Origin of the sequence: Mesorhizobium sp. M0060, from assembly GCF_040323155.1 — a bacterium.
In the GTDB taxonomy this organism is placed as follows: domain Bacteria; phylum Pseudomonadota; class Alphaproteobacteria; order Rhizobiales; family Rhizobiaceae; genus Mesorhizobium.
The window spans coordinates 1-22,034 of sequence record NZ_JAMYUP010000080.1 but is presented as its reverse complement, the minus strand read 5'-3'; the positions used below and the strand labels follow the sequence as shown (position 1 = coordinate 22,034).

Below are 22,034 nucleotides of genomic sequence, written 5' to 3'. Positions count from 1 at the left end.
GGCTTGGACCGCTTCCAGCGTCTGTCCGGTTGCTCTGGTGTTGAAATGTCAACCGATCGGAACCTTCCATGTGCAGCAATTGCGAACACCATATGAGCTGGCTAAACATTGCCGGATGATGGCGTCGCTGGCCTTGAAGATCGGGACGCATGAAACCGAACTTGACCTGCCGTAGGCGCGCGACACCCGCATCAATGATCTGCTGCAATAACCCGCGTGGCAGCTGAAGCCAGCGTCGGCGTTCTTCGAGTTTACCGGACGAAGTACCCGAAGGCGAAGGATCCATTTTCGCTCCACGCTCCGCGTTTATGGCCATCGCCGACCGAGAGGAAGTTCGCCGCTCCGCTAACGCGGGCCTGGGCGCGCCAAGGTCATCGCTGAATGTAAAGCCATTTCTGCAGAATTCGACGCACACAATGCCGATCCGAGGCCAACTGGGAGTGCATACCCCAGCTTGGAATTGTGCGGAACCGTACGAAGCCGATTGCAAGCAACCAACCTGGTTGGCCGGGCATTAGCAAAGCATCAATTTGGAAAGCATCGGGAGGAAGACCATGCTGCACGTTAACATGCCTCGCGAATTTGAGGTCGGCGATGAGGTTGCGCTGGCAGGTACCGTCATCACGATTCTCCCCAGCGGGCGCGCCAGGGTGAGCATTCCTTCGTATGACCATCCTTATACGATTGATCCGCCACCCAAAGTCCGGGCCGGCGACCGAGTGGTTCTTGTTGGGGACGTCACCCGCATCGATTGCGGGGCGAACAAACTCTCTGTGCGGATTGACTGCGGCGGGGTGATCACGGTCGACAAGTCGGCGATCACTCGGCTGAGAAAGCGGCGCCGGACTTCAGCGGGTTGACGCTCCGGCGATACAACGGCCGGTGTCGGCGTAGGGAAGATGCCAACGCCTTTGAACAGCCCAAGGGTGCGGCGCGGTCCAGCCGGATATGGAGCGGACGAACGGATAAATGGGAGCTCGACGGCTAGGGCACGCGTCCAGCGTAGTGCGTCCCTGGCGTCTTCGGATTACTGGTGAAGCAAGTCAGATCTGGCCTATCGCAACCGCGCCTCACCTGCCGTCCAGCGTTCGGATTCGCGATCGTCGCTCTCGGCAACAGGCGGCGCGCCCGTCCAGGACGTGTCGCACGTGTGCGCTGTGGACGCCCAGCACATTTCGGGTGAAGACAGCGCGGGCATCGCGATCGATCGTAACCTTTCTCTGCAACGAGCGCCTGATCGCCGGTCAGTAGTTTCAATCGCGATGGGCTCCGGCTCGTACCCATTATGGAGATCACATGTTCGTCCCGGGCCCCGATGCCGGCAATAGGTCTGCTTCGGAGCGTCGCGACGGAACTGGGCGACATGGTTGCGGTGGAGTAAGCGCCCTCCCCTGGGTTAACAACCCGGTCGGTGACGGCCGCGACCGCATCGACAACAACCGCAACGGCAATCAAGTCGTCCCTGAAAGGCCGCAAGGTATCTGTCACGACATAGCGTGCCGGCGAAGCTCCGCCCTTGCGACGGGGATTCGTTGTAAGCCGATCAGACGGCAACGCCGGGCCAGATGAGCGAGAACTTACCCTCGGTGTGGGTCTCGACCAGGCTCGACGTTCGTCGAGGGTCGTCGGTAACTGCCGACTACGAGTCAAGGTCGTAGGGCTCGTGGCCCAGCTCGTTGTGATGAAGCGCCTCTGCCATACACCTGATGTCGAACGCCTGACCGCACGCCGGGCAGACGACGAAATACTCCTCCTCCCGAAGTGGCGATGCATCGTGGTCTTGGGGGATGACGATGTCATTGTATTCGTCGGGCATTGGGTCCTCCGGCAACGCCGCCCGCCATGCTGGAACGCCTGCCGGCAGGATTTGTTTCAAAGTTACTGCGCCTAAGAAGAAGCCCTGGGCATCGATCGTGGCCCGATGTCGGTTTCGCTGGCAATAATCTTGCCGAGGCCCGCCGCTGCGATGAACGGTGATCTGATGGGCATCAGCTGCGCAAAATAGCTCCGAAATCGGACACTGGGGTTGGGCTGTTGAAGCGCCTGTCTTGCCGGCAGCTCATCCAGTCGCTGGCGGCGCTGGCGGGACATCGCCGGCTATTTCTTGCCTCAGCCTTGGTCCTTTGCTGAGCCGGCGACCGAGTGCATCGACGAAATTGTCATAACGCTGCAAACCCTTCGCGCGGGCTTCGGCCTGAGCGGATTCCGGCAAGGCTGGGGTCGAGTTGAGCCAAAACCGGACGAACAATGCTAGCGTCTCAATAGCAATTCCGACGTCACGCTCGACACGCTGCACGCGTCGATCGATCTGGTCGAGGCGGCGAGTTATCGCCGCTTGCTTCCGCTCTTCGGCTTCCGGCGACAGAAACGATGCGAGCGCAGCCTCGGCGACCAGTGACAGCGAGACCTCGCGCCGCCCAGCGTAATCGGCCAGTCCGTTCATCACGTCAGGATCAAGATAGGCAGACAGACGTTTTTTCTTCGCGTTCTTCATGCGCTCAAAGCTCAATGCCATCAGTGGGGTCAAGGGCGGCCTGGCGTGCAGCGCGTCTCATAGCTTGATCGACACTGCGACGACGGCCGGCGTCATCGTCGGGCTCGTCCCTGTCGACGTCGAACTCGTCGTCGCGCTGTGTTGTTCGCTTGGGTGCGATGTCCTCGTGTTCGGGAAGCTCGGGCTGGCGACGGATGCCGCTATTGGCCGGATCCTCGTCCTGCTGATCCTTGACGCGCCACGATTTTTGAGGATTGCCTTCCGGCTCAGCAAGGACCGTCGTTCCGGTCCAGTCGTCAGAGTGCGCGGTTGGCATGGTCGCTCCGGCTTTCGGTGGTGGCAGGACACGCTCGGCCAGGCGCGGATCGGCGAAGTAGCGTGCTTTCTTCGCTCGGATTGGGAACTGGCCAGAGATCATGATGATGGCATCGGTCGGCGGAAGCTGCATGATCTCGCCCGGCGTCATCAGCGCACGCGCCGTTTCCTGCCGCGACACCATCAGGTGCCCGAGCCAGGGCGACAATCTGTGCCCCGCATAGTTTTTCATGGCGCGCAACTCGGTCGCAGTCCCCAGAGAGTCTGAGACGCGCTTGGCTGTCCGCTCGTCATTGGTGGCGAAGCTCACCCGCACATGACAATTGTCGAGGATGGAGTTGTTCGGTCCATAGGCCTTCTCGATCTGATTGAGCGACTGCGCGATCAGGAACGATTTGATGCCATAGCCGGCCATGAAGGCCAGCGCGCTTTCGAAGAAATCGAGCCGGCCGAGCGCCGGGAACTCGTCGAGCATCATCAAGAGACGCTGTCGGTGATCCTTCGCATGGAGATCTTCCGTCAGCCTGCGGCCGATCTGGTTGAGCACAAGGCGGATGAGAGGCTTTGTGCGACTGATATCCGATGGCGGCACGACCAAATAGAGCGTCGTCGGCCGTGTCTCCTCGACAAGGTCGGCGATCCGCCACTCGCAGCATGACGTCACTTTGTCCACAACCGGATCCCGGTACAGACCAAGAAAGCTCATGGCCGTCGAGAGCACGCCGGAGCGCTCGTTTTCGGATTTGTTGAGCAGTTCTCGGGCAGCCGACGCCACGACCGGGTGCGGGCCGGCATCGCCCAAATGCCGGGTCAACATCATGGCGCGCAACGTCGTCTCGATTGGCCTCTGTGGATCGGAGAGGAAGTTTGCCACGCCGGCAAGGGTCTTGTCTTTCTCCGCATAGAGCACATGCAGTATGGCGCCGACCAGCAGCGCATGGCTGGTCTTCTCCCAGTGGTTGCGGCGTTCCAATGTGCCTTCCGGGTCGACCAGGACATCTGCCACGTTCTGCACATCTCGAACTTCCCGCTCGCCTCGTCGCACCTCCAGCAGAGGGTTATAGGCGGCGGATGTGGCATTGGTCGGATCGAACAGAAGCACCCGGCCGAAACGTGCTCGCCATCCGGCCGTCAGTTCCCAGTTTTCGCCTTTGATGTCGTGGACAATTGCCGAACCCGGCCAGGTCAGCAGCGACGGCACGACCAAGCCAACGCCCTTGCCGCTTCGGGTCGGCGCAAAACACAGCACGTGTTCCGGACCGTCATGGCGTAGATAGGCACGGTCAAATTTGCCGAGCACCACGCCATCCGGACCGACTATGCCTGCGGCTCTGATTTCGTCTCGCGTCGCCCAGCGTGCCGAGCCATAGGTGGCGGAGTCCTTTGCCTCGCGCGCGCGCCACACCGACATCCCGATCGCGGTGGCGATCGCCATCAGGCTGCCGCTTGCCGCAATCGCCGCGCCCTCAACGAAGACCTTCGGCGCGTAGGCATCATAGAAAAACCACCACCAGAAGAATGCCGGCGGGGGATAAATGGGCTGTCCCGCCAGTTCGAACCAGGACGGACCGAGTTGGCTCTGAAAGCCGAGCCGCCATGCCGTCCATTGTGTCGCTGCCCATATCGTCACGAGGACGAACCCAAGGGCGGTGAGGACCTGTCCCCACAAAATCTTGGTAGCCGGCACTTGTCGTTTCTCCGATCTGAATGACCCGAACAAGAAGAAAGACCGAGTGTCGAGATCTGCAAGGGGGAGGAGTTGTCAAAAGCGGCAGGACGTACTCTGAGATCGAAAGACTTGCAGAATTCGGTCCGAGACTTCTGCGCGCCACCTTGGAACAAATCGTGACTGTTCTCATTGTGGTGGTCGTCAAGGAGATCAACTAAATCGCAGATTTGCACAACTATCCCGCTTGCGCCTCGAATGGGAAAGGGGTCCGACACACCTGGCATTTGGAACGTCCGGCCCCAGAGCCGCTCGATCTCTTGCGCCCGATCGCACTGTCTGCCGACGACCTGATCACGGGCAGCCGCGCATAAGATCCGCAATTTGCAAGATGATCGCGGCTGCGGTGGCTATTTGTCGACGAAAGCCGGCTGCAGAACCGTCGCTGGTTCTCGAAGGAGAGTGCGGCAACTGCGCCAAAGCGCGACGTTATCGGGAACGAATCCGTGTGTTGGGTTTAGCTCCGCTTCGGCGTCGTGTCCCCCAAACATTCCAGCGCTGTGGTCTGATTGCGTGCAAGCCAGCGCCCCCCGCACGAACGTGACGATGCAAAGCGAGTCGGCAGCCCCGGACCAAATTGAGACTCGCTAATCCGTCGGCGGCGACCGCCAGCCGCCCACCGATCGCTCAACGCAGCTGCGCTTCGAGATATGTCGGCCTGCTACCCACCGCGCCTCCGTCCAGGCTCCCTGTTCCAGGCGATTTGACGCGCGCACCTTAGGCTTGGCGCGCCACCAGGTCAGCAAACCGCTGCGCCCAACCTTGGTCGCCGGCAACGCCATCGCGAACGCTTTCCCAGCCTTTGCTAATGCTGCTCATGTTGACTGGATGCGGCAACAGCCAGTGCTGCGGCATCGGCAATTTTCGCGACGTCGTCGCTGCTGATGGTTCCGCGCTTTTCCAGAAGGTTTAAAAGTTCGACAACGAGAAGGAAGGCGTTCACGCCCTACCGTTCGACTCTGAGCTCGGATGCGCCCCGCGCCAGTTTCTCCGAGTCTCCCTCGACCCTTTTGTCCATGATTTGGTCGCCTCCCGTTGCGGCAAAGCTATTATAAATTAACACGTGTTCTAACCCTCCTCCATCTGAAACACCCGCCGTGCCCATGAGCACGGCGGGTTGATTAAGCATGCCCAAGGCCTGGTGCTCGCAGATCTATAAATCGATTGCCGCCCAAGAACCTATCAAACACGTTTCGCCCCGCCGCTTAACTTGGAAACGGCGGGCTCCTCCTTCCCAAGTCGTTCAGGTCACTGGATGACTTTGACGATCTTGCGTGTGCCTGGATCAACGACAACGGTCCGGTTGTCGACGACGTGCACCAGTTTTCGCGGTCTCCATCACCTTCTTGGTGATAGGAATAATCGCTAGCTGATACTCGTTAGCCAGAAATGACGCTCCAACAGCCCCGAATTTGTATCTGCGCAGAAATGTCCCTTCCTGCGCTGATAGGATGCGTACGCCATTCCTCGATTGGCGGGCGGATCCTCATTTGCAGCTGCGTGGGATGTCGAGTGATTAGGAAAACGGAAATGGACCAGAACAAGAGCAATCGAGACTTGTTCGACCGAGGCCGCCTGTCGGTCGATGCGTTTTATGAGGTGGAACATTTCGCGCGGGAAAATGGCGTGTCGCCGAGCCAGGTCAGCAAGCTGATCAAAAAGAACGGCAACGACCGTCTGACCCTCACCAAGGCAGTCAAAGAGCTGCGCGATCGGCATTGAAAAACCCGCCGCACTCTACAGCACGACGGGTCGATCGAGCGTTGCGCCGAGCACGGGGGCGTGGGCGCTGGGGTGGGCTGTGCCCGGTGCGGCCGATCATAACAAAACGATACCTGCGCGGCTGCTTGGCGTCTACCAACCGCCAGTTGGGGACAATTTTCGTAGCCGGTTGGGGCGGACAATCATTGCAAATGTCCGCCTTTTACATACCGTTGCCTCGTGCATCGCGACGGGCGCTAATTTTGATCACCAGTGACGGCCCTTCCGAAGCTTGGGGGTTCCAAAATGCCTTTCAAACAAGCCGGTTTATACCCGTCCGATCTGGATCTTTGCCAACGCGTTTTCGACCAGGTTTGCAGTGACGGGGATATCGCCCGCTCGTCCTTGGACGGCGAGACGCTCGCAATGCGAATATTGGCTGCCTTTCAAGAGGCTGGCCTGGACGAGGCCGATCTGCTCGAGCTCGTCAGATCGAAACGCAAGCTCATTCTTTGTCCCAAAAATTCCCCAGCTGCCAATCTATAGTTCGGAGAGACAGGCGTGGCGCTCAGGCCGGTCGACCTGTTCATTTCCGAACTGCTGCGCGGGGCCAATGAAGTCGATCGGCTGACGATGCCGGCGTGTGCCGGCTTGCTCCGTCGCGCAGCAGCGACGATCAAAGCTATCGTGACGACATCGGCTATTCCGGAACGCCAGCCAATGACACCGGCTCTGAGGACGTCGTCTTCGATCTGGAATCGATGGGGAGCATTGTCGAGATTTTTCCGGCCGCCAGAGTGTCGGCCGCGATGCTGGAAGCGGTCGAGTGCATCAAGGCCGGCAGAGCGCTGCTCGAGGCGAAGCACGGCATATGAGCCGGCGGTGAGATCGCAGCCCGCGAACTGGAAGCCGACCAGTCTGAGGGCGCCGTTGAGCATGTTGAAGATGGCGGAGAAGGCGAGGACGCTATGAGACAAAAAGCCGGCAAAGTGACTGCCATATTCAAACCTTGGACCATCGTGTGGCGGGCTGTTGCCAGCTGCACGGGCGTAAGCGGTTATACTAGCTTCCGCCTTCGCCCTTAAGTTCGCGCGTTTTGGCGAAGACTAAACGCTGTCGTGCAGAGCCGAACTCTCGCCACGATTAAGCGTTTCAAAAGAACGGCAGTTCCTCTCAAATGCAAACGGGTACTGCTTTGGCAGAGCTTGAGTTTCGTCGACGGTCGCGCCTCTTACGGACGCCTCATTCGACCAGACGGGAACGCGGAAACATTGTCTTCAACGACGCCGGAACCGGCAGCCTCTTCGGCTTGGCCAGCGCCTGTCAGGGGCTCGAGAAACGGCTCCGCCGTCATCGACAATCCTAGCCAGTTCAAGTCGTGAGCCAGGCAGCTTTCTACGGCTGTTTTACTGAAGAGCGGACAGCGGCCAATGTCCGCTCTAACCCATTCCTGCCCGACAGTTTGCGCCCAAGCCATCGCGCTCATTGGCTAGTCGCGGCACCGTTCACCGACCCCACAGAACTCTTACTACATGCTCACCTGCCAAAAAGAATACGCCGTTAACCAGATTTTCTAACCCGCCAATGCTTAATCGCGAGACTGAATGGGTGAGGTGATCGGTGTCAAACATAAGCGCGTTTCCGCTGTATCGGCGGCGGAAGTTGGTCGAGGGAATTGCCCGCGCGCTGGAATCCAAGAACGGGGAGGATGCGAATGCGTTCTGGCGCAGCACCGCCAAGACAATTCTCGTTCAGTTGTCCGAATCAGGAATTGCACCCGGGCGCGCCGAACAGGAAGTTGGAGCGCTTCTTCATGCCGTCTTAGGCGAGATAGCCAGCCGGAGTGCTGCGAAACGCACACGCTAGCGTCGACTCACGACGAATGATTGCCGCTTGCAGACTCGACTAGGCTTCGCACGGGTTACCAGCACTGCTGCCGTCATGCTAGGTTTCTCAACCCCTTATTGCAATATGCTCATCCGTCACTGGCTCGCCCGAGCCAGTTTCGGCAAAAGGCAGGCAACTAGCGCGGCTCCCGCCCAAAAAGCCAGTTCGAATATTTCATTGTCTACTCCAGCTGGAACGCGCCCGGTGGCAGCCAGCTGGAAACCTGGCAGAGCCAATCAATTGAGATCGTGAAACATGCCACTTACGCCAATCGTTACGCTCGCTGCCCATCGCCGCGCTGGCCGTAATCATCGTCCGTCGCGGTCTATAATGGGTCGGCTGGCTGCTCCGCGTCGGCGCAATCCTGAATGCCGAAGGACTAGCGCGGCCATGGACGGGCAAGCGCAGGTCCTGCTGCGATGTTTGGTGAATCCGGTTTGCTGGGCTTGCGTTCCATGGTGGCTCTATCGGCTGGAATAAGCTTCCGGCGGCAGTGTTCGTTCGAATGATGCTTTTCCGTTGCCCTGAGCGCAAGTTTTTGGTCAGCCAGCACAGCGCCTCCTCTTAAGCTCGCTGGTGGTCAAGGCCCAGCGGCCTCTAGCTGCCAGTCCCTCCCGCAACCAAGCCGCTGGGCCATACCCGCTGGAGCGAAGCGCGCTGTCTCGCACATTAGCAACCCCTTGATTAAGGCCGTACACGCTCATTTCATGAAGCGGGGAATTGGAATTGGTGACGTGGTCGCAATCACCGCGACTGTACGGAGGCGGGTCACAGAGGACCGCGTAACCGTCTCGATTCCGAGCTATGGCTCCCCGCACTCGATCGTCGATCGCACGAAGGTGAATCGCGGCCAGCAAATTGAACTGAGTGGTGAGGTCACCCGGATCGATGACGAGAAGGTGACGATCGACCTTGGACCGCCGGTGACAGTCGACACCGACAAGGTCGGGCTGGTCGAGAAATACCGCCCGCAGAAGCGCAAGAAGCCACTGCGCGACAGGGTGGACTAAGTTATCATACCCCGCCATCTCCGTGTCCGTTCGTACTGCTATCTTCGGAACTGCTTGGCGCTATGCCGCGTTAATCTTCGGTAAGAAAGCAACATGTCTAGGCAAAAAGAAGACTATCGGACAAACAGAGCCGACTATGCGATTGCTGAGAAGGCGCGAGCGACCGTGGATGGCGGTCGCAATGAGCTGCCGGCCAGAAAAAAGAAGTCCCTCTTGGTAAGCGATCGGCGATCCGCCAAATTGGCGGCAAATCCATTGGAAAGCGCGCCAGACCCGAAAGCCAAACCGCGCGGTTAGCCGGTCCCATCGTTTTGCCTATCAACAGCGCTGGCAATAGGGCACCAGATCCCGGTCAATAGAGCCGCCCTAGCCTTCGCAAAGACGGTCGATGAGGGCCCGGATATCAATCCTATTGGGCCGCACCTAAGTTCCAGATGTCCCGATGCAGGCGCCATGTCCCGTCGTCGCCCTTTTTCCAGACGACGAGATACTTGCCCGCAACGGTGGAGAGGGCACCGCCTTTGCTCGGCACATCGAGCGTAAATGCGCCAACTTCGTAGGCGAGGTTCGCCCTCTCTTCCACTTCCAGCGACTTCAGGGTGAGATTCTTCATCCCGCCTTTGATCGCACCCTGCCAGAATTCTTCCACGCCCTTGCGGCCATCAACGCGCTTGCCGTCGGGCGGCAGCACGGCGGCATCCTCGGTATACATTTGACCCACCGCCGCCGCATTTCCGCTGTTGAAGGCGTCCGTGAATTTCGTCAGCGCCGCTTCGATGTCCTCGCGAGCCGACTGGGCGGCCGCAGACAACGCAGACGAAAGAAGCAGCACAGCAGCAAAAGCAAATGACTTAACCAGTCTTATCTCGTCCTCCCTTTGCGTGTTCGACATATTCGCCGGATGAATAGCCCCAACCCGAGTGCGCCGCCGCGTCCGCTCAATGATCGGATCATGATTTACATTAGGCTTATCTGATATGATGGCGCAAGCGCAGCGGCGCAGCCGGGACCGGCGCGCACAGCCTCACCAGCGAGCGTTTCGGCGCCGCTGTAGAAATTGGGGAAGCGGGGGCGAGGATCCTGGCAGAGCGGTTGTGCTGGCGCCGCAATGATGCTTTGCTGCGACCCAATCACTGCCACTGAAGGTGACCGACTACCTTTGGAAGGGGCAGCATGCTGAAAAGTATTCTGTCGGCGCCGCTGGGCATCGTTTTCATGCGTGGCGGGCCAATCACATATATCTTGAATGTCGTCGACATATGACAGAGTCATGCATCGGCGGTCATAAAGGTCTTGATGAACCTGGCTTAGTGCCGTGCTCGCGTTCATCTCGCCAATCAATTGATTTGTGCGGCGAGAACCGTCAATTTTCCCGCATTGTTGCGTACGGCCGACCGCGAAGCTGTAAAATCGTGGCGATATGGAAGACACGCGATGCTCTGCCCGACGATCATATCCTCCGGCTGGCCAGCAGCCTTGTGAGCCAGTCCGGATCCATTTCTGGCACGGAGGATAAAAGCCGTTCGGTATAGGGGGCATGCGGCGGCGTCAGAATTTCGCTCTTCAATCCCTGCTCGACGACTTTCCCCTGGTGCATGACCACAATTTGGTCGGCGATCGCTCGCACGGTGGCAATGTCATGGGTGATGAAAATGTAGCTCATGCCGAGCTCGCGCTGAAGCCGCATTAAGAGCTTCAGGATTTCCTCCTGCACAATCTGGTCGAGCGCAGACGTGATTTCGTCGCAGATGATGAGTTCCGGATCGGCGGCCAACGCTCGGGCGATGCAAACGCGCTGCTTCTGGCCCCCCGAGAGTTCGGCCGGCAGACGGTCCAGGTGAGTTTCGCTCATCTCGACCATGTGCATGAGTTCGCCGATCCGCCGATCCCGCTGCGCACCCTTGAGGCCACGGTAGAATTCAAGCGGCCGAGCTACGACTTCTTCGACTGTCTGGCGCGGATTTAGGGCGTTGTCGGGCATTTGATAAATCATCTGTATGCGGCGCAGAATCTCTTTTGGGCGCGTCTTAAGGGTCTTGGAAAGGGCCTGGCCGGCAAAGGAAATCGACCCCGAAAGCGGCGGCAACAGGCCGGTAACGACGCGAGCGAGCGTCGATTTCCCGGAACCGGACTCGCCCACCACAGCCACTGTTCTTCCCCGTGGAACTTTGATGGAGACATCCTGGAGCACCTGGACCGTCCGGGCGTAAGCCGCGGTGATGTTGTCTATCGTAAGCAGATATTCATCGGCCGGAACTTCGGGCTTGGCGAGCTTGCGCACGGCCCAGAGCGTTTTGGTATATTCCTGGCTGGGCGAGGCGAGCATCTGGCGTGTTTCAGCCTCCTCCACGGTAAGTCCATGACGCAAAACCATGATGCGGTCCGCCATTTGCGCCACCACCGCCAGATCATGCGTCACATAGATTGCAGCCGTGTTGAATTCCTGCACGATGTTGCGAATGGCGGCGAGAACTTCGACCTGCGTCGTCACATCGAGTGCCGTCGTTGGCTCGTCGAAGACGATGAGGTCCGGATGACAAGCCATCGCCATCGCGGTCATTGCGCGTTGCAATTGTCCGCCGGAAACCTGATGAGGATAGCGGAAGCCGATGGTCTCCGGATCTGGAAGCTGAAGACGCCGATAAAGATCGACCGCACTCCGGTTCGCTTTCTCGCGGCTGGCAATCCCATGCGCCACTACAGTTTCAACAGTCTGGTCGAGGAGTCGGTGGGCCGGATTGAAAGAGGCCGCTGCGCTTTGCGCGACATAGGCAATGCGGGAGCCTCTGAGGCGGCGGCGCCCTGTCTCGTTGAGTGCCAGAAGATCGATCCCGTCGAACAGGATCGAGCCCTGTGTGATACGGCAGCCCGGCTTGGCGTAACCCATCGCCGCAAGGCCAATGGTGGATTTGCCGGCGCCAGACTCGCCGATCAGGCCCAGAACCTCCCCCCGCTTCAGCGCCAGATCGACCCCGCGGACAATGGGATGCCACCGCTCGTCCGAGAAACCTTCCACATGCAGATTGCGGATCTGAAGTAGATCCTTGCCTTTTTCGCGCAAGCCGGGACCGCTATTTCTCATCGCGCAACCCGCTGGTTGCGTGCAGGAACCAGTCCACTACGAAATTCACGGACACCGTGAGGAGGGCGATGGCGCCGGCCGGCAGCAGCGGCGTAACATCGCCGTAGGTGATCAGGGTCGCATTCTCGCGCACCATCGACCCCCAATCAGCGGTCGGCGGCTGAATACCAACACCCAGGAAGGACAGTGCCGCGATCGTGAGGAATACGAAGCAAAATCGCAAGCCGAACTCCGCGACCAGCGGCGGCATGACATTGGGAAGGATTTCCTTGGCGATGATCCATTTCGGGCCTTCGCCGCGCAATCGCGCCACCTCGACATATTCCATCACGGCCACGTTAAGCCCGACGGCACGTGATAGCCGAAACACGCGCGTGGAATCGAGCAGCGCGATGATGATGATCAGGCTGGTGATCGACGAGCCGAAGATCGAGAGCAGCACCAGAGCGAAGATCAGACTTGGGATCGACATCAACACATCCACGGCACGCGACAGTATCTGGTCGAGCCATCCCCTGTACAATGCGGCAAGAAGGCCGAGCGAGACGCCAACCGCGAAGGACAGCAATGTGGTGGCGACCGCGATACCGATGGTGTTGCGCGCTCCGTAGATCAAGCGTGTGAGCATATCGCGGCCGAGCTGGTCGGTTCCCAATTTGAACTGCTGGCTCCACGGTGCGAAGGCTTCGCTGAAGACCTGCGTTTCGCCGTATGGGGCTATCCAGTGCGCGAACACCGCAACGATGACATAGCCGAGGATCACGAGGATGCCGAACCATGCACTGAAGGGTGCCTTCTTCAGCGCCGTCTTCGCCCGGGTGGTGCGCGAGCGCCTCAGCCTGTGAACCTGAGCGATGGGTTCGTAGCTGGTCATCGTGGATGCAAGAGCCTTGGATTGGTGGCGATCGAAATGATGTCGGCGGTCAGATTGAGCAGGATGTAGGTCGCGGCGAAAATCAGGGCGCAGGCCTGGACAACCGGAACATCCCTGGATTTCACCGCATCAACCATCAGCTGACCAATGCCCGGATAGACGAACACGACCTCGACCACGACCACTCCGACGACGAGATAAGCAAGATTGAACGCCACCACCGTGACGATCGGAGCCCATGCGTTGGGCAAGGCATGCCTGAGTACAATTGCCATGGGCGACATTCCCTTGAGACGCGCCATGTCGATATAGGGGCTTGCCAGCATGTTGATGATCGCCGCTCGTGTCATTCTCATCATGTGGGCAACGATGACGAGCGTAAGCGTGATCGCCGGCAAGGCTACTCTCCAGACATGCTCCCAAAACGGCGTCTGGTCGTTCACATTCGACAATGTCGGGAACTTGGGAACTGCGTTGAGTATCCAGTTCAGTGAGACCGCAAGCCAGTGCGGCAGGGATTGTGCGAACTCGGATCCGATGAACGTGTCGCGCGAGATGACGAGGTAGGCAAGCATATAGGCGACAAAAAACTCCGGGAACGAAATGGTTGTCAGCGTCACTGCGTTCACCAGCCGGTCGAACCAGCCATTGCGGTAGAGCGCAGCGAGGATGCCCAGTCCCAGGGCCAGCGGAACTGCTATCAGCGCGGTCATCGATGCAAGGAACATCGTATTGTAGAGGCGTGGCGCGATGATCTCGGCCACGGTGCGCCGGTACCCGGTGCGGCTCGCGAACGAAGAGCCGAAATCACCGTGGAGCATCTGCCCGACCCAGACGAAGTAGCGCTCGACAGGCGGACGGTCGATGCCAATTTCTCGCTGGAAGGCGGCGACCGTTTCGGGTGTCGCGGATTGCCCGAGCATCGCCTTGGCGAAGTCGCCCGGCAGCATTGCAATCGCAGAGAAGATAATGATGGACACGATGAACAGCGTGACCAGGCCGAGGCCAAGGCGCTGCAGAACCGTTCTTGCGACGGGGTTCATGGGTATGCTTTTCTCGTTGCTGCCGCCGCCCTGCCACACCAGTCAGGGCACGCGGTTGCAAGCCGGAGCCTAATAGCCATCGCGGGTCCGGCCCGCACTCTCACGCAGTGGCGATCCACCAGCGTTCGGCCATCTTCAGTCCATCGTTCTCCCAGTTCGGCGCCACCTCGCCATGTGCGAGCTTGCTGGATTTGGCGCTGACAAAATTGTTGAAGACCAGCACGATGCTGCCGCCATCGTCATGGGTCAGTTGCTGCATCTCGGCATACATTGCCGCCCGCTTGGCCTCGTCCGTCTCGGCGCGCGCCTGGACAAGCAACTCGTTGAAGCGGGGATTTTTCCAGAACGATTCGTTCCAGCTGGAGTCCGCGGCGAAGGCTTGCGTGAACATCCAGTCGGCCGTCGCGCGACCGCTCCAATAGGAAGCGCACCAAGGTTTCTTGAGCCAGACATTGTCCCAATAGGCGTCCTCAGCCTCACGCACGACGTTTACGTCGATGCCGCACTGGGCTGCCGTCTCGCGGATGAGGGCAGCCGCGTCCACAGCGCCTGCAAAAGCGGCATCGGCGACCGAGAGGTCCACCTTCAGCTTTTCCATTCCGGCCTTTTTCAGATAGTGCTTGGCTTTTTCGGGATCAAAACTGTGTTGCGGCTGCGGATTCGTAGCGAATTTGATCGCCGGCGCGATCGGGTTGTCGTTGGCCACAGTGGCGTGGCCGAGAAAGATCTTGTCGACGATCTCCTGACGGTTGATCGCCCATTTCAAAGCCATTCGGACGTCTGGATTGTCGAACGGCGCCACCGTGACATTCATCGGCAAGGTATAGTGGCCATAGCCGGTGACCTCTACGATCTCCACCTTGGGATTGCGTTTCAACATGCCTAGGGTCTTGAGGTCGGCGCGGCCAATATAGTCCACCTCGCCTGTCGATAACGCGGCCATGCGAGCGGCGAGATCGGTGATGGCGATGAACTCCACCTCGTCGAGATAGGGTTTGCCGTTCTTGAAGTAGTTCGGATTGCGCTTGAGTTTTGCCGAAACTCCGGGCTGGAAATTCTCAAGCACGAAAGCACCGGTGCGAACGCCCGATCCCCAATCCGCCTTGCCGTCCTTGGCCGGCATGATGACCAGATGGTAGTCACTCATGATGTAGGGGAAATCGGCGTTGCCGCTTTTCAGCGTGAAGACAACCGTTTCCGGGCCATCCGCCTTGATGCTCGCGACGGGCTCAAGCAGCGGCTTCGCCGCCGATTTGGTTTCGTCGCCCATATGATAGCGCAGCGAAGCCACGACGTCGTCCGCCGTTACATTCTTGCCGTTGTGGAAGGTTGCGCCCTTGCGCAGCTTGAAGGCCCAGGTTTTGGCCCCGTCCGATGATTCAAAGCTCTCGGCCAGGTCCGGTTGGACGTTGCCTTTCGCGTCGACCTCGGTGAGGCTGTTGGACATCGAGCCCGAGAACGCGGTTTGTGTGAACGTATCCGGGTAGCCGGCCGGATCGATCGAATCCGTTGTTGCGCCATGTGCCATGCCGAGCTTGGCGAAGCCGCCCTGCAGCGGTTCGGCCCGTGCCGTGCTGACGAAGAGCTTGTCCGCAGCGGCGACGGTCAGCCCCGTGGCCAGCCCAAGATGAATGAAGTCGCGACGAGAAACCTTGTCGCGACCAATCAGGCTTTGAGCGATACTAAGCTTGTATTCAGACTCTGACATTTGACTCTCCCATTGCGGATTTTCCGCGTTATTGTTCGTCAATCACCTGTGAAGAAATCTGCTCATTAGCCGCGATCACCTTTTCTTCTAGCTCCTCAAATCCATACCTCAATCAGGCCGTCACATAGATGCTCCCTGCCTCGACGGTGACTGGAAATGTGCGCGCTCGAACGGACGGATCGACCAAAGCCGCGCCTGATTTGATATCGAATTCCCAGCCATGCCAGGCGCACCGCACAATCTCGTTTTCGCGATGGTAGATGAATTGCGCCTGTTCAACCGGTGCCGTTGTTCCGCATTGCGGTCCCTCGCAAAGCGGAGCGCCGCGGTGCGGACAAACGTTCAGCAGCGCGTGGAATGAATCTCCGATGCGGAAAACCCCGACCGAAAGGCTGCGGATCTTGGCGATGAAGGCAGATCCGGTTTCGATCTCGTCGACACGGCAGATATATGTCTTCTCGGGCATCGTCTGCTTCCTCAGGCGGCATTCGCCGCTTGCGCGCGGGGGATGCGTTTGTAGACCTCCAGCGCATTCAGCCCCATGATCTTGCTCTTCCAGGCGGGAGGGATTTGCAGCGTGTTGGCGTCGTCGTAATCCCAATGCGGATAATCGGAGGCAAACATCAGCGTATTTTCCCCGTCCATCGCTTCGAGAGTGGACCAGAGATGCTGAATGTTTGCGGGCTGCTCCAGCGGCTGCGTGGAAAAGCGGATGTTGCGCCGGCAATATTCCGACGGCAGCATCTTCAGCCATGGCGTCTCTTTGCGCAGCGCTTTGTAATCCGCATCCAGGCGCCACAATACCGACGGCACCCAGGCCACGCCGCATTCGATGATGACGAAGTAGAGGTCCGGCCATTTTTCGAACACGCCATGCGCAATCATGCTTGCGACATGTGAAATCGCCGACATGTGCAGGATGGCGTGCGTCTCCCAGAAGAACGTCGTCGGGGCAGGAGCAATCGCGGTCGAATTCACGCCGCCATGGCCGCCCAGATGAATGGCAAAGGGCAGCCCCACTTCGGCGCATGCTTCATAGATCGGGTGGTAAAACGGGTCGCCATACGGCTTGACGGAGCCTTGCGAGGCAAGAACCTGAACCATCCGGGGATGATTGCCCAAGCGGCGTATCTCGGCGGCCGCGAGCTTCGGATCCTGTGGCGCAATGATGATCGAGCCCATGAAGCGATCGTCCTTCGGCAGCCACTGGTCGATCTGGTAGTCATTGTAGGCGCTGACGAGGGCGCTGGCATAATAGGGATTGGCGAGGGTGGAAGCCTCGATCGGCTCATCGCCGGTCAGGATCGCCACATCGACCTTGTACTTGTCGAGGTGCTTCTCTTTCATGATGAGATAGTTGTCGGCTTCCGTTTTCGGACGGACGTCCTTGCGGGAGAAGTCCTGCGGATGAAACCAGGGACGATGGCCATGCGGGAAGGCGCCAACGGGACCTGTCTTCTCGCCTTCGACGAACATGTCCTTCCATAGGCCGGAAAGGTAAGGCTCCAATACGGTGGCGCTTGACCAGTAATTGTGACAATCGCAGTCGACTATGAACACGTTGCTCAGCTCCGTAGCTTCAGCCTGGTCGATGCTGCCGGCCGAATTCTCCCATGCAGCTTCCGCCTTGAGTATTGTTTGATCAAGCTTATGATCCAGCGCAATATGATCGACTTTTTCGATTGGAGGTCACGTGCAGCTAGATCACATCGAAACCTTTCTCGACATCATCGAGTCGCGAAATTTCAATCGCACCGCCGATCGGCTGGGGTTGACCCAGTCGACGATCAGCACCCGGATCAAGAATCTGGAGAGCGCGATCGGGTCCGAGCTCTTCCAGCGCGGGCGCGCCGGTGCTGAGCCGACAGCCGCCGGACGGCGGTTCGAAGCCTACGCCAGATCCCTGCTGTCAACCTGGTCGCAAGCTCGACACGATGTGCGAGCGTTCAACCGTTTCGAGGGCACCTTGCGCATCGCCGCACAGGTAGGCATGACCCGGTCGGTCCTGCCCGGATGGGTCGAGACACTGTGCCAGGCCCTTCCAAAATCCTCGATCCATGTCGAGTCGGATTATTCGAACCAGATGGTCAGCGACCTAAGCATGGGAAATCTGGATATCGCCGTGCTTTATGCGCCTCGCTACCTGCCTGAGATCGCCTACGAACATCTGATGGTCGAGGAATATGTGATGGTTTCGACGACCGCCAGAACGCTGTCCGACGTCGACCCTGAAACCTACATTCGCCCGGGCTACACCGCCGTGCTGGAAAAGACGCACGCAGAGCTGCTGGCCGAGTTGGCGATCTGTCGGCTTTCGACGGGATCGGAAACTCTGGCGGAGATCATGCTCCGACGAACGGGCGGCACCTGCTATATGCGCAGCGACGATGCGCGCAGGTTCACTGCTGAACTCCCATCGTTCCTCGTCGAGGGAGCGCCGACGCTGCATCAGCCAGTCCACACCGCGATACTCGCGCGTCGCAAACACGAACCTATTATTCGCAAAGGCATCCGAGCTCTCCAGGTGGCTGTTATGTCACTGGAAGTTTAATCGAAATTGCCGATCATAAAGGTAGGATTGCGCGGCTGTTCAGCGAGGTTTGAAGTGGCATCTTGGCTCGACTTCAAACCCGAGTTGAATGATGAATGCACACGCGGCCTTAGGAGCCTCCGGCTTCGTCCCAACAAAGCGTCACCGGCAGTGGGCACAGACCACACCGCAGCTTGTGCTCTGCCGGCGCGTGATCGACGAAACGCACGATGTGAAAACATTCGTTCTCACACCCGCTTCTGATCGGATGTTCTGCTTCAGCGCTGGCCAGTATGTTCTGGTGCACCTGAGGATCGACGGTGCCGCGGTGACGCGCTCCTACTCTGTGTCGTCACCACCGACGCGACCGCTCGACCTTCAGATCACCGTGAAACGGACGCCGGACGGGCTCGTTTCGAATTGGCTCCATGACAATTTGAGGCCGGGCGATGGGATCGAGATCGAAGGGCCGCTCGGCTCGTTCAATCTCGACGATCTGCCGCATGGAAAGTCCCTCTTCCTTTCAGGTGGCAGCGGGATAACTCCCGTCATGTCGATGCTGCGGGCACTTACCGACCGCGCAGCCGACCAGGATATCCACTTCATTCACAGTGCGAGAACGCCGGACGACATCATCTTTCGGCTCGAACTGGACGCACTTGCTGCTCGCTTTCCCAATGTTCAAGTGACTTGCATTTGCCGTCAGGAAGACCCAGCCTGGACCGGTCCAACTGGACGCATTAACAGTCAGATGCTCCTCAATCTGGTTCCCGATCTCCACAGCCGCACCGTCTTTGCCTGTGGGCCGGAATCCTACATGAAGGCGGCACGCGGCTGCCTGGACGCGATCGCCCTCGCCCCTTCACAGTATCATGAGGAGAGCTTCGGAGGCGGCAACAGTTCGCGTTCAGTATTGGCTTCAAAGATTTCGTCTTCGGTCCGCTTCGCCCGCTCCGGCATTGCGCATCACTGCGCGCCCGGAGAGACCCTGCTGGAAGCGGCGCGCCAATGTGGCGTCTACGTCCCCACCGCCTGCCAGCAGGGAGTTTGCGGTACGTGCCGGATCGCCAAGCTGTCCGGCGAAGTCGTCATGGATGACCTAGGCGGGCTGACCTTGGAGGACAAATCGGCAGGTTACATACTGGCGTGCTGCAGCCGCCCACAAGGCGACGTTTTGCTTGATCTCTGATTGTACCGCATCGCGGGACGAAATCGGATCACCCCTTTGCGTTCCACGACCAAGCCATCCTAATGCGACCGCAAGTGGTTAGCGTTTCGGAACCTGTTGTCCAGCCTACCACTTTCACCAGCGAAATCGTCTCGTGCACAATCACTAGGAAATGAGTGCCCAATCGGCTGTCTTTGCAACCAAGACAAAGGGCAAGTGGTGGTCAGCCCAGCCAGATCCTTCGCATGTACTCGTATACAGTGGCGAACCCAGTGACTTACGGCACCAAATGATGTCTGCCCGACTCGTAATGCTGTCCGAGCCCAAAGGTGACGCTAGAGCCCTCCGAGGTTTATAAGCGCGGTGGTTGCGGGGACACGCAACCACCGATGTTCGCTGATCGTGCGATATTCGATCCCGCTGAGAGCGGTTTTTGTCCACTCCTGCCCTTTCTATCTCGCTTTGAATGAAAGGCCACGAACGGCGAACATCTATGTTTGGGTACAGGTTATGAGATGCCGGAACGATTGCGTGCCTAGAGGCACTTGACCCGCCGGGCGGCCCGGCAACAAGATTAAAATCCTATTTGCGGAAAGAACGTGCACAAGCGGCCTTGGTACTTTGAGAACGCACCGATATGCGGCACAAGGGTGGCTGCAATGCTGGGCCGGATGCTCCCGGCATGCCGCCCAGGTCGCCGGAGGATCGATAGGTCTTGACGCAGAAGGGGATCACCCTGAAAGACGTTGCCGCCGCGGCAAACGTATCGCGTGCGACGGCTGCGCGGGCGCTCAACAGCTACGGCTATGTCGGCGACGAGACTGCGCTTCGCGTCATCGAGGCAGCCGACAGGTTGGGCTATCGGGCCAACCGCGTCGCCCAGGCGCTGCGCAGCGGGCAATTGCCTCTCGTCGGCTTCGTGTCCGGCGACATTCAGAATCCGTTCTTCGCCCGCATTGCCCATGACGTCGAGGCGGAGTTGCGCAAGCACCACAAGGGGGCCGCCAGGACACGGTGCTCGAAAAGTAACGTGGCGGCCATCAACCTCTTCAAGAGAAGCTCCGCCGCCGCCGCTCCGATCGCCGAAATTGGCGTTCATCTCCTCGACGCCACGCCGATCTCATTGCTCGTAAAGACCAGACCGATCAAGATCGCTCTCCGCGCGGTGCTGAACACGCCGCGCGTGGCCGTGCGTCCAACGCCCGACGGCGCACTGGTCTTGGACTCGGCCGTCCTAAGGCTATTCGACGAAGCCAGTGCCGTGCTCGATGGGAATCCCGGCTCCAACTCAACGGCTATGCCGTCGGCCCGAAGCCGATCCCCGGCGATGGCGAGCCTGTGCTTGGCGCCGTCGAGGCTGTCACCGGCGTATACGTGGCCTTCAGCCACAGCGGCGCCACGTTCGGACTCATCGCTGGTGAGTTGCTTGCGAGGGAGATCGCCTCCAGCAACCCGCACCCCATGCTTACAAGCTTCCGCGTGAACCGTTTCGGCTGAAAAGCCGATCTGAAGGCCGACAGCCGTAATGTCGCGCCCCGCCCTGGCGTCCGTTGATTGATGTCCTGGGAGCCACGCGTGCCTCCGGTGGCCACTCCAAGATTCAATCACGGACACGCAGCCAATGGTGCCGGCATTTGTTGAGCGTGGAGTTTTGACAATCTGCAATTGTCGGCCAAGGCGGCGACTGACTCTCCCTAATCGAGCACTGTCTACAAATGCGAGCATCAGAAATACAAGCCCCGCCTTTTCGTACGCCAGCCTATCTAATGCTACTTCGGTTTTCGTCCGCATCTTACGCCCGCAAGAGCTGTTCGTATCGTGCGATCAGGCTGCTTTGGGACCTGCGGCGCGGTACAGTCCATAGCCCGCCCTCATGAGCAAACCTTCCTCGCACATCCTGGCGAGGCAGCAGCGAGGAACGCCGATGTCGGTCAGATCTTTTGTCCGGACTTCACCCTTCTCAACAGCCAGCGAGCCGGCCCGCTCCCTCAATGTCGGCTTCGGGCCACCGGCAAGCGGAATCCGCTCGGCGCGGTCGCGATCACGCTTCCGCAACCTGACAATGGGCTCTGGCGTAGTACTGAGGGGAATCGGCAGCTCGGAGTTCGCAGTTTCGTTCGGCCGGGGAGCCATCGCCTTTTCTACGCCATGGCGCGATGATGCTCGCCAGCACCCATGTTTCCCGAAGCTGCGATCCTGCTGGGATGGCTGCAAACCGCGGAGAAGCCGATCGAAGTCAGTGAGAAGCTAGCGTATTGCTCTGCCCTCGACTAGGCCTGCAAAGTCCTCATATGGATTCGGCGGCCGCATAGTGAAAAGACCTGCACACGGCGGGATTGCGCAGCAAAGCGGACGCTTAGCGGCAATGCGCCGAACGTCTTGATCGGGCCGAGGAACGAACCCGCTGCGCGGGAGGGGCGCCTGCGGTTGAGGTAGTGATCAAGAACCGGTCGTCGCGCTGGCGTTGAGCGTCGTCCGGCGGGGGCAGAGCATGAC

General features: G+C 59.3%; 18 protein-coding genes and 2 pseudogenes. 9 read left to right on the top strand and 11 right to left on the bottom strand.

Annotated features, from left to right (window positions below; translation table 11 throughout):
* Positions 1–554 precede the first annotated feature (554 nt).
* Complete coding sequence (locus tag NKJ94_RS33910) at positions 555–860, top strand: hypothetical protein (protein WP_352531722.1); 306 nt, start codon at positions 555–557, stop codon at positions 858–860.
* 779 nt (positions 861–1,639) lie between these two features.
* Here NKJ94_RS33910 and NKJ94_RS33905 read toward each other — a convergent pair.
* From NKJ94_RS33905 to NKJ94_RS33890, 4 genes are all read right to left on the bottom strand, one after another.
* Positions 1,640–1,816 (bottom strand): hypothetical protein, encoded by a 177-nt coding sequence (locus tag NKJ94_RS33905; protein WP_156937418.1) that lies wholly within the window; start codon positions 1,814–1,816, stop codon positions 1,640–1,642.
* Between the two features lie 243 nt (positions 1,817–2,059).
* A complete protein-coding gene (locus NKJ94_RS33900; protein ID WP_352531720.1) occupies positions 2,060–2,494 on the bottom strand; it encodes a CopG family transcriptional regulator in 435 nt (144 codons plus the stop codon).
* A gap of 4 nt (positions 2,495–2,498) precedes the next feature.
* Positions 2,499–4,496, bottom strand: a complete 1,998-nt coding sequence (locus tag NKJ94_RS33895; RefSeq protein ID WP_352531718.1) for a conjugal transfer protein TraG — start codon at positions 4,494–4,496, stop codon at positions 2,499–2,501.
* An 844-nt stretch (positions 4,497–5,340) separates the two neighbouring features.
* On the bottom strand, positions 5,341–5,478 hold the full coding sequence (locus tag NKJ94_RS33890) for a hypothetical protein (protein WP_352531716.1): 138 nt from the start codon (positions 5,476–5,478) through the stop codon (positions 5,341–5,343).
* A gap of 587 nt (positions 5,479–6,065) precedes the next feature.
* Between NKJ94_RS33890 and NKJ94_RS33885 the strand changes: the two genes are divergently transcribed.
* From NKJ94_RS33885 to NKJ94_RS33870, 4 genes are all read left to right on the top strand, one after another.
* Positions 6,066–6,257: a DUF3606 domain-containing protein gene (locus NKJ94_RS33885; protein WP_352531714.1), complete on the top strand. Its 192-nt coding sequence runs from the start codon at positions 6,066–6,068 to the stop codon at positions 6,255–6,257.
* 620 nt (positions 6,258–6,877) lie between these two features.
* Positions 6,878–7,111, top strand: coding sequence for a hypothetical protein (locus NKJ94_RS33880; RefSeq protein ID WP_352531712.1), 234 nt, complete (start codon positions 6,878–6,880; stop codon positions 7,109–7,111).
* Between the two features lie 745 nt (positions 7,112–7,856).
* Positions 7,857–8,102 (top strand): DUF6074 family protein, encoded by a 246-nt coding sequence (locus tag NKJ94_RS33875; protein ID WP_352531710.1) that lies wholly within the window; start codon positions 7,857–7,859, stop codon positions 8,100–8,102.
* A 755-nt stretch (positions 8,103–8,857) separates the two neighbouring features.
* Positions 8,858–9,133: a hypothetical protein gene (locus NKJ94_RS33870; RefSeq protein WP_352531708.1), complete on the top strand. Its 276-nt coding sequence runs from the start codon at positions 8,858–8,860 to the stop codon at positions 9,131–9,133.
* A gap of 409 nt (positions 9,134–9,542) precedes the next feature.
* Here NKJ94_RS33870 and NKJ94_RS33865 read toward each other — a convergent pair whose 3' ends face one another.
* The 7 genes from NKJ94_RS33865 to NKJ94_RS33835 form a co-directional block, all read right to left on the bottom strand.
* Positions 9,543–10,025 carry a YybH family protein gene (locus tag NKJ94_RS33865; protein ID WP_352531706.1) on the bottom strand — a complete coding sequence of 161 codons (483 nt, stop codon included), beginning with the start codon at positions 10,023–10,025 and terminating at the stop codon, positions 9,543–9,545.
* 558 nt (positions 10,026–10,583) lie between these two features.
* Positions 10,584–12,215 (bottom strand): ABC transporter ATP-binding protein, encoded by a 1,632-nt coding sequence (locus tag NKJ94_RS33860; protein WP_502904241.1) that lies wholly within the window; start codon positions 12,213–12,215, stop codon positions 10,584–10,586.
* Positions 12,205–13,089: an ABC transporter permease gene (locus tag NKJ94_RS33855; protein WP_352531702.1), complete on the bottom strand. Its 885-nt coding sequence runs from the start codon at positions 13,087–13,089 to the stop codon at positions 12,205–12,207. Before NKJ94_RS33855 ends, NKJ94_RS33860 begins: the two co-directional genes overlap by 11 nt.
* Complete coding sequence (locus NKJ94_RS33850; protein WP_352531700.1) at positions 13,086–14,132, bottom strand: ABC transporter permease; 1,047 nt, start codon at positions 14,130–14,132, stop codon at positions 13,086–13,088. The genes NKJ94_RS33855 and NKJ94_RS33850 overlap by 4 nt, the downstream gene beginning before the upstream one ends.
* A 100-nt stretch (positions 14,133–14,232) precedes the next feature.
* Positions 14,233–15,840 (bottom strand): ABC transporter substrate-binding protein, encoded by a 1,608-nt coding sequence (locus NKJ94_RS33845; protein ID WP_352531698.1) that lies wholly within the window; start codon positions 15,838–15,840, stop codon positions 14,233–14,235.
* A gap of 112 nt (positions 15,841–15,952) precedes the next feature.
* A complete protein-coding gene (locus tag NKJ94_RS33840; protein ID WP_352531696.1) occupies positions 15,953–16,306 on the bottom strand; it encodes a Rieske (2Fe-2S) protein in 354 nt (117 codons plus the stop codon).
* Positions 16,307–16,317: 11 nt separating this feature from the next.
* Positions 16,318–17,400, bottom strand: a complete 1,083-nt coding sequence (locus NKJ94_RS33835) for an amidohydrolase family protein (RefSeq protein WP_352483364.1) — start codon at positions 17,398–17,400, stop codon at positions 16,318–16,320.
* Between the two features lie 133 nt (positions 17,401–17,533).
* Between NKJ94_RS33835 and NKJ94_RS33830 the strand changes: the two genes are divergently transcribed.
* The 4 genes and pseudogenes from NKJ94_RS33830 to NKJ94_RS33815 all read left to right on the top strand — a co-directional run.
* On the top strand, positions 17,534–18,391 hold the full coding sequence (locus NKJ94_RS33830) for a LysR family transcriptional regulator (RefSeq protein WP_352531694.1): 858 nt from the start codon (positions 17,534–17,536) through the stop codon (positions 18,389–18,391).
* A gap of 211 nt (positions 18,392–18,602) precedes the next feature.
* Complete coding sequence (locus NKJ94_RS33825) at positions 18,603–19,559, top strand: FAD-binding oxidoreductase (RefSeq protein WP_352531692.1); 957 nt, start codon at positions 18,603–18,605, stop codon at positions 19,557–19,559.
* A gap of 694 nt (positions 19,560–20,253) precedes the next feature.
* Positions 20,254–20,397 (top strand): annotated as a pseudogene (locus tag NKJ94_RS33820) (LacI family DNA-binding transcriptional regulator); the annotation flags it as partial.
* 213 nt (positions 20,398–20,610) lie between these two features.
* Positions 20,611–21,035, top strand: a pseudogene (locus tag NKJ94_RS33815) (D-amino-acid oxidase); the annotation flags it as partial.
* Between the last annotated feature and the right edge of the window lie 999 nt (positions 21,036–22,034).

What these genes read in the sequence shown, in the direction of transcription:
- NKJ94_RS33910 (WP_352531722.1), top strand. Translation starts at nt 555, where the DNA reads ATGCTGCACGTTAACATGCCTCGCGAATTTGAGGTCGGCGATGAGGTT.
- NKJ94_RS33905 (WP_156937418.1), bottom strand. Translation starts at nt 1,816, where the DNA reads ATGCCCGACGAATACAATGACATCGTCATCCCCCAAGACCACGATGCA.
- NKJ94_RS33900 (WP_352531720.1), bottom strand. Translation starts at nt 2,494, where the DNA reads ATGAAGAACGCGAAGAAAAAACGTCTGTCTGCCTATCTTGATCCTGAC.
- NKJ94_RS33885 (WP_352531714.1), top strand. Translation starts at nt 6,066, where the DNA reads ATGGACCAGAACAAGAGCAATCGAGACTTGTTCGACCGAGGCCGCCTG.
- NKJ94_RS33865 (WP_352531706.1), bottom strand. Translation starts at nt 10,025, where the DNA reads ATGTCGAACACGCAAAGGGAGGACGAGATAAGACTGGTTAAGTCATTT.
- NKJ94_RS33860 (WP_502904241.1), bottom strand. Translation starts at nt 12,215, where the DNA reads ATGAGAAATAGCGGTCCCGGCTTGCGCGAAAAAGGCAAGGATCTACTT.
- NKJ94_RS33855 (WP_352531702.1), bottom strand. Translation starts at nt 13,089, where the DNA reads ATGACCAGCTACGAACCCATCGCTCAGGTTCACAGGCTGAGGCGCTCG.
- NKJ94_RS33850 (WP_352531700.1), bottom strand. Translation starts at nt 14,132, where the DNA reads ATGAACCCCGTCGCAAGAACGGTTCTGCAGCGCCTTGGCCTCGGCCTG.
- NKJ94_RS33845 (WP_352531698.1), bottom strand. Translation starts at nt 15,840, where the DNA reads ATGTCAGAGTCTGAATACAAGCTTAGTATCGCTCAAAGCCTGATTGGT.
- NKJ94_RS33840 (WP_352531696.1), bottom strand. Translation starts at nt 16,306, where the DNA reads ATGCCCGAGAAGACATATATCTGCCGTGTCGACGAGATCGAAACCGGA.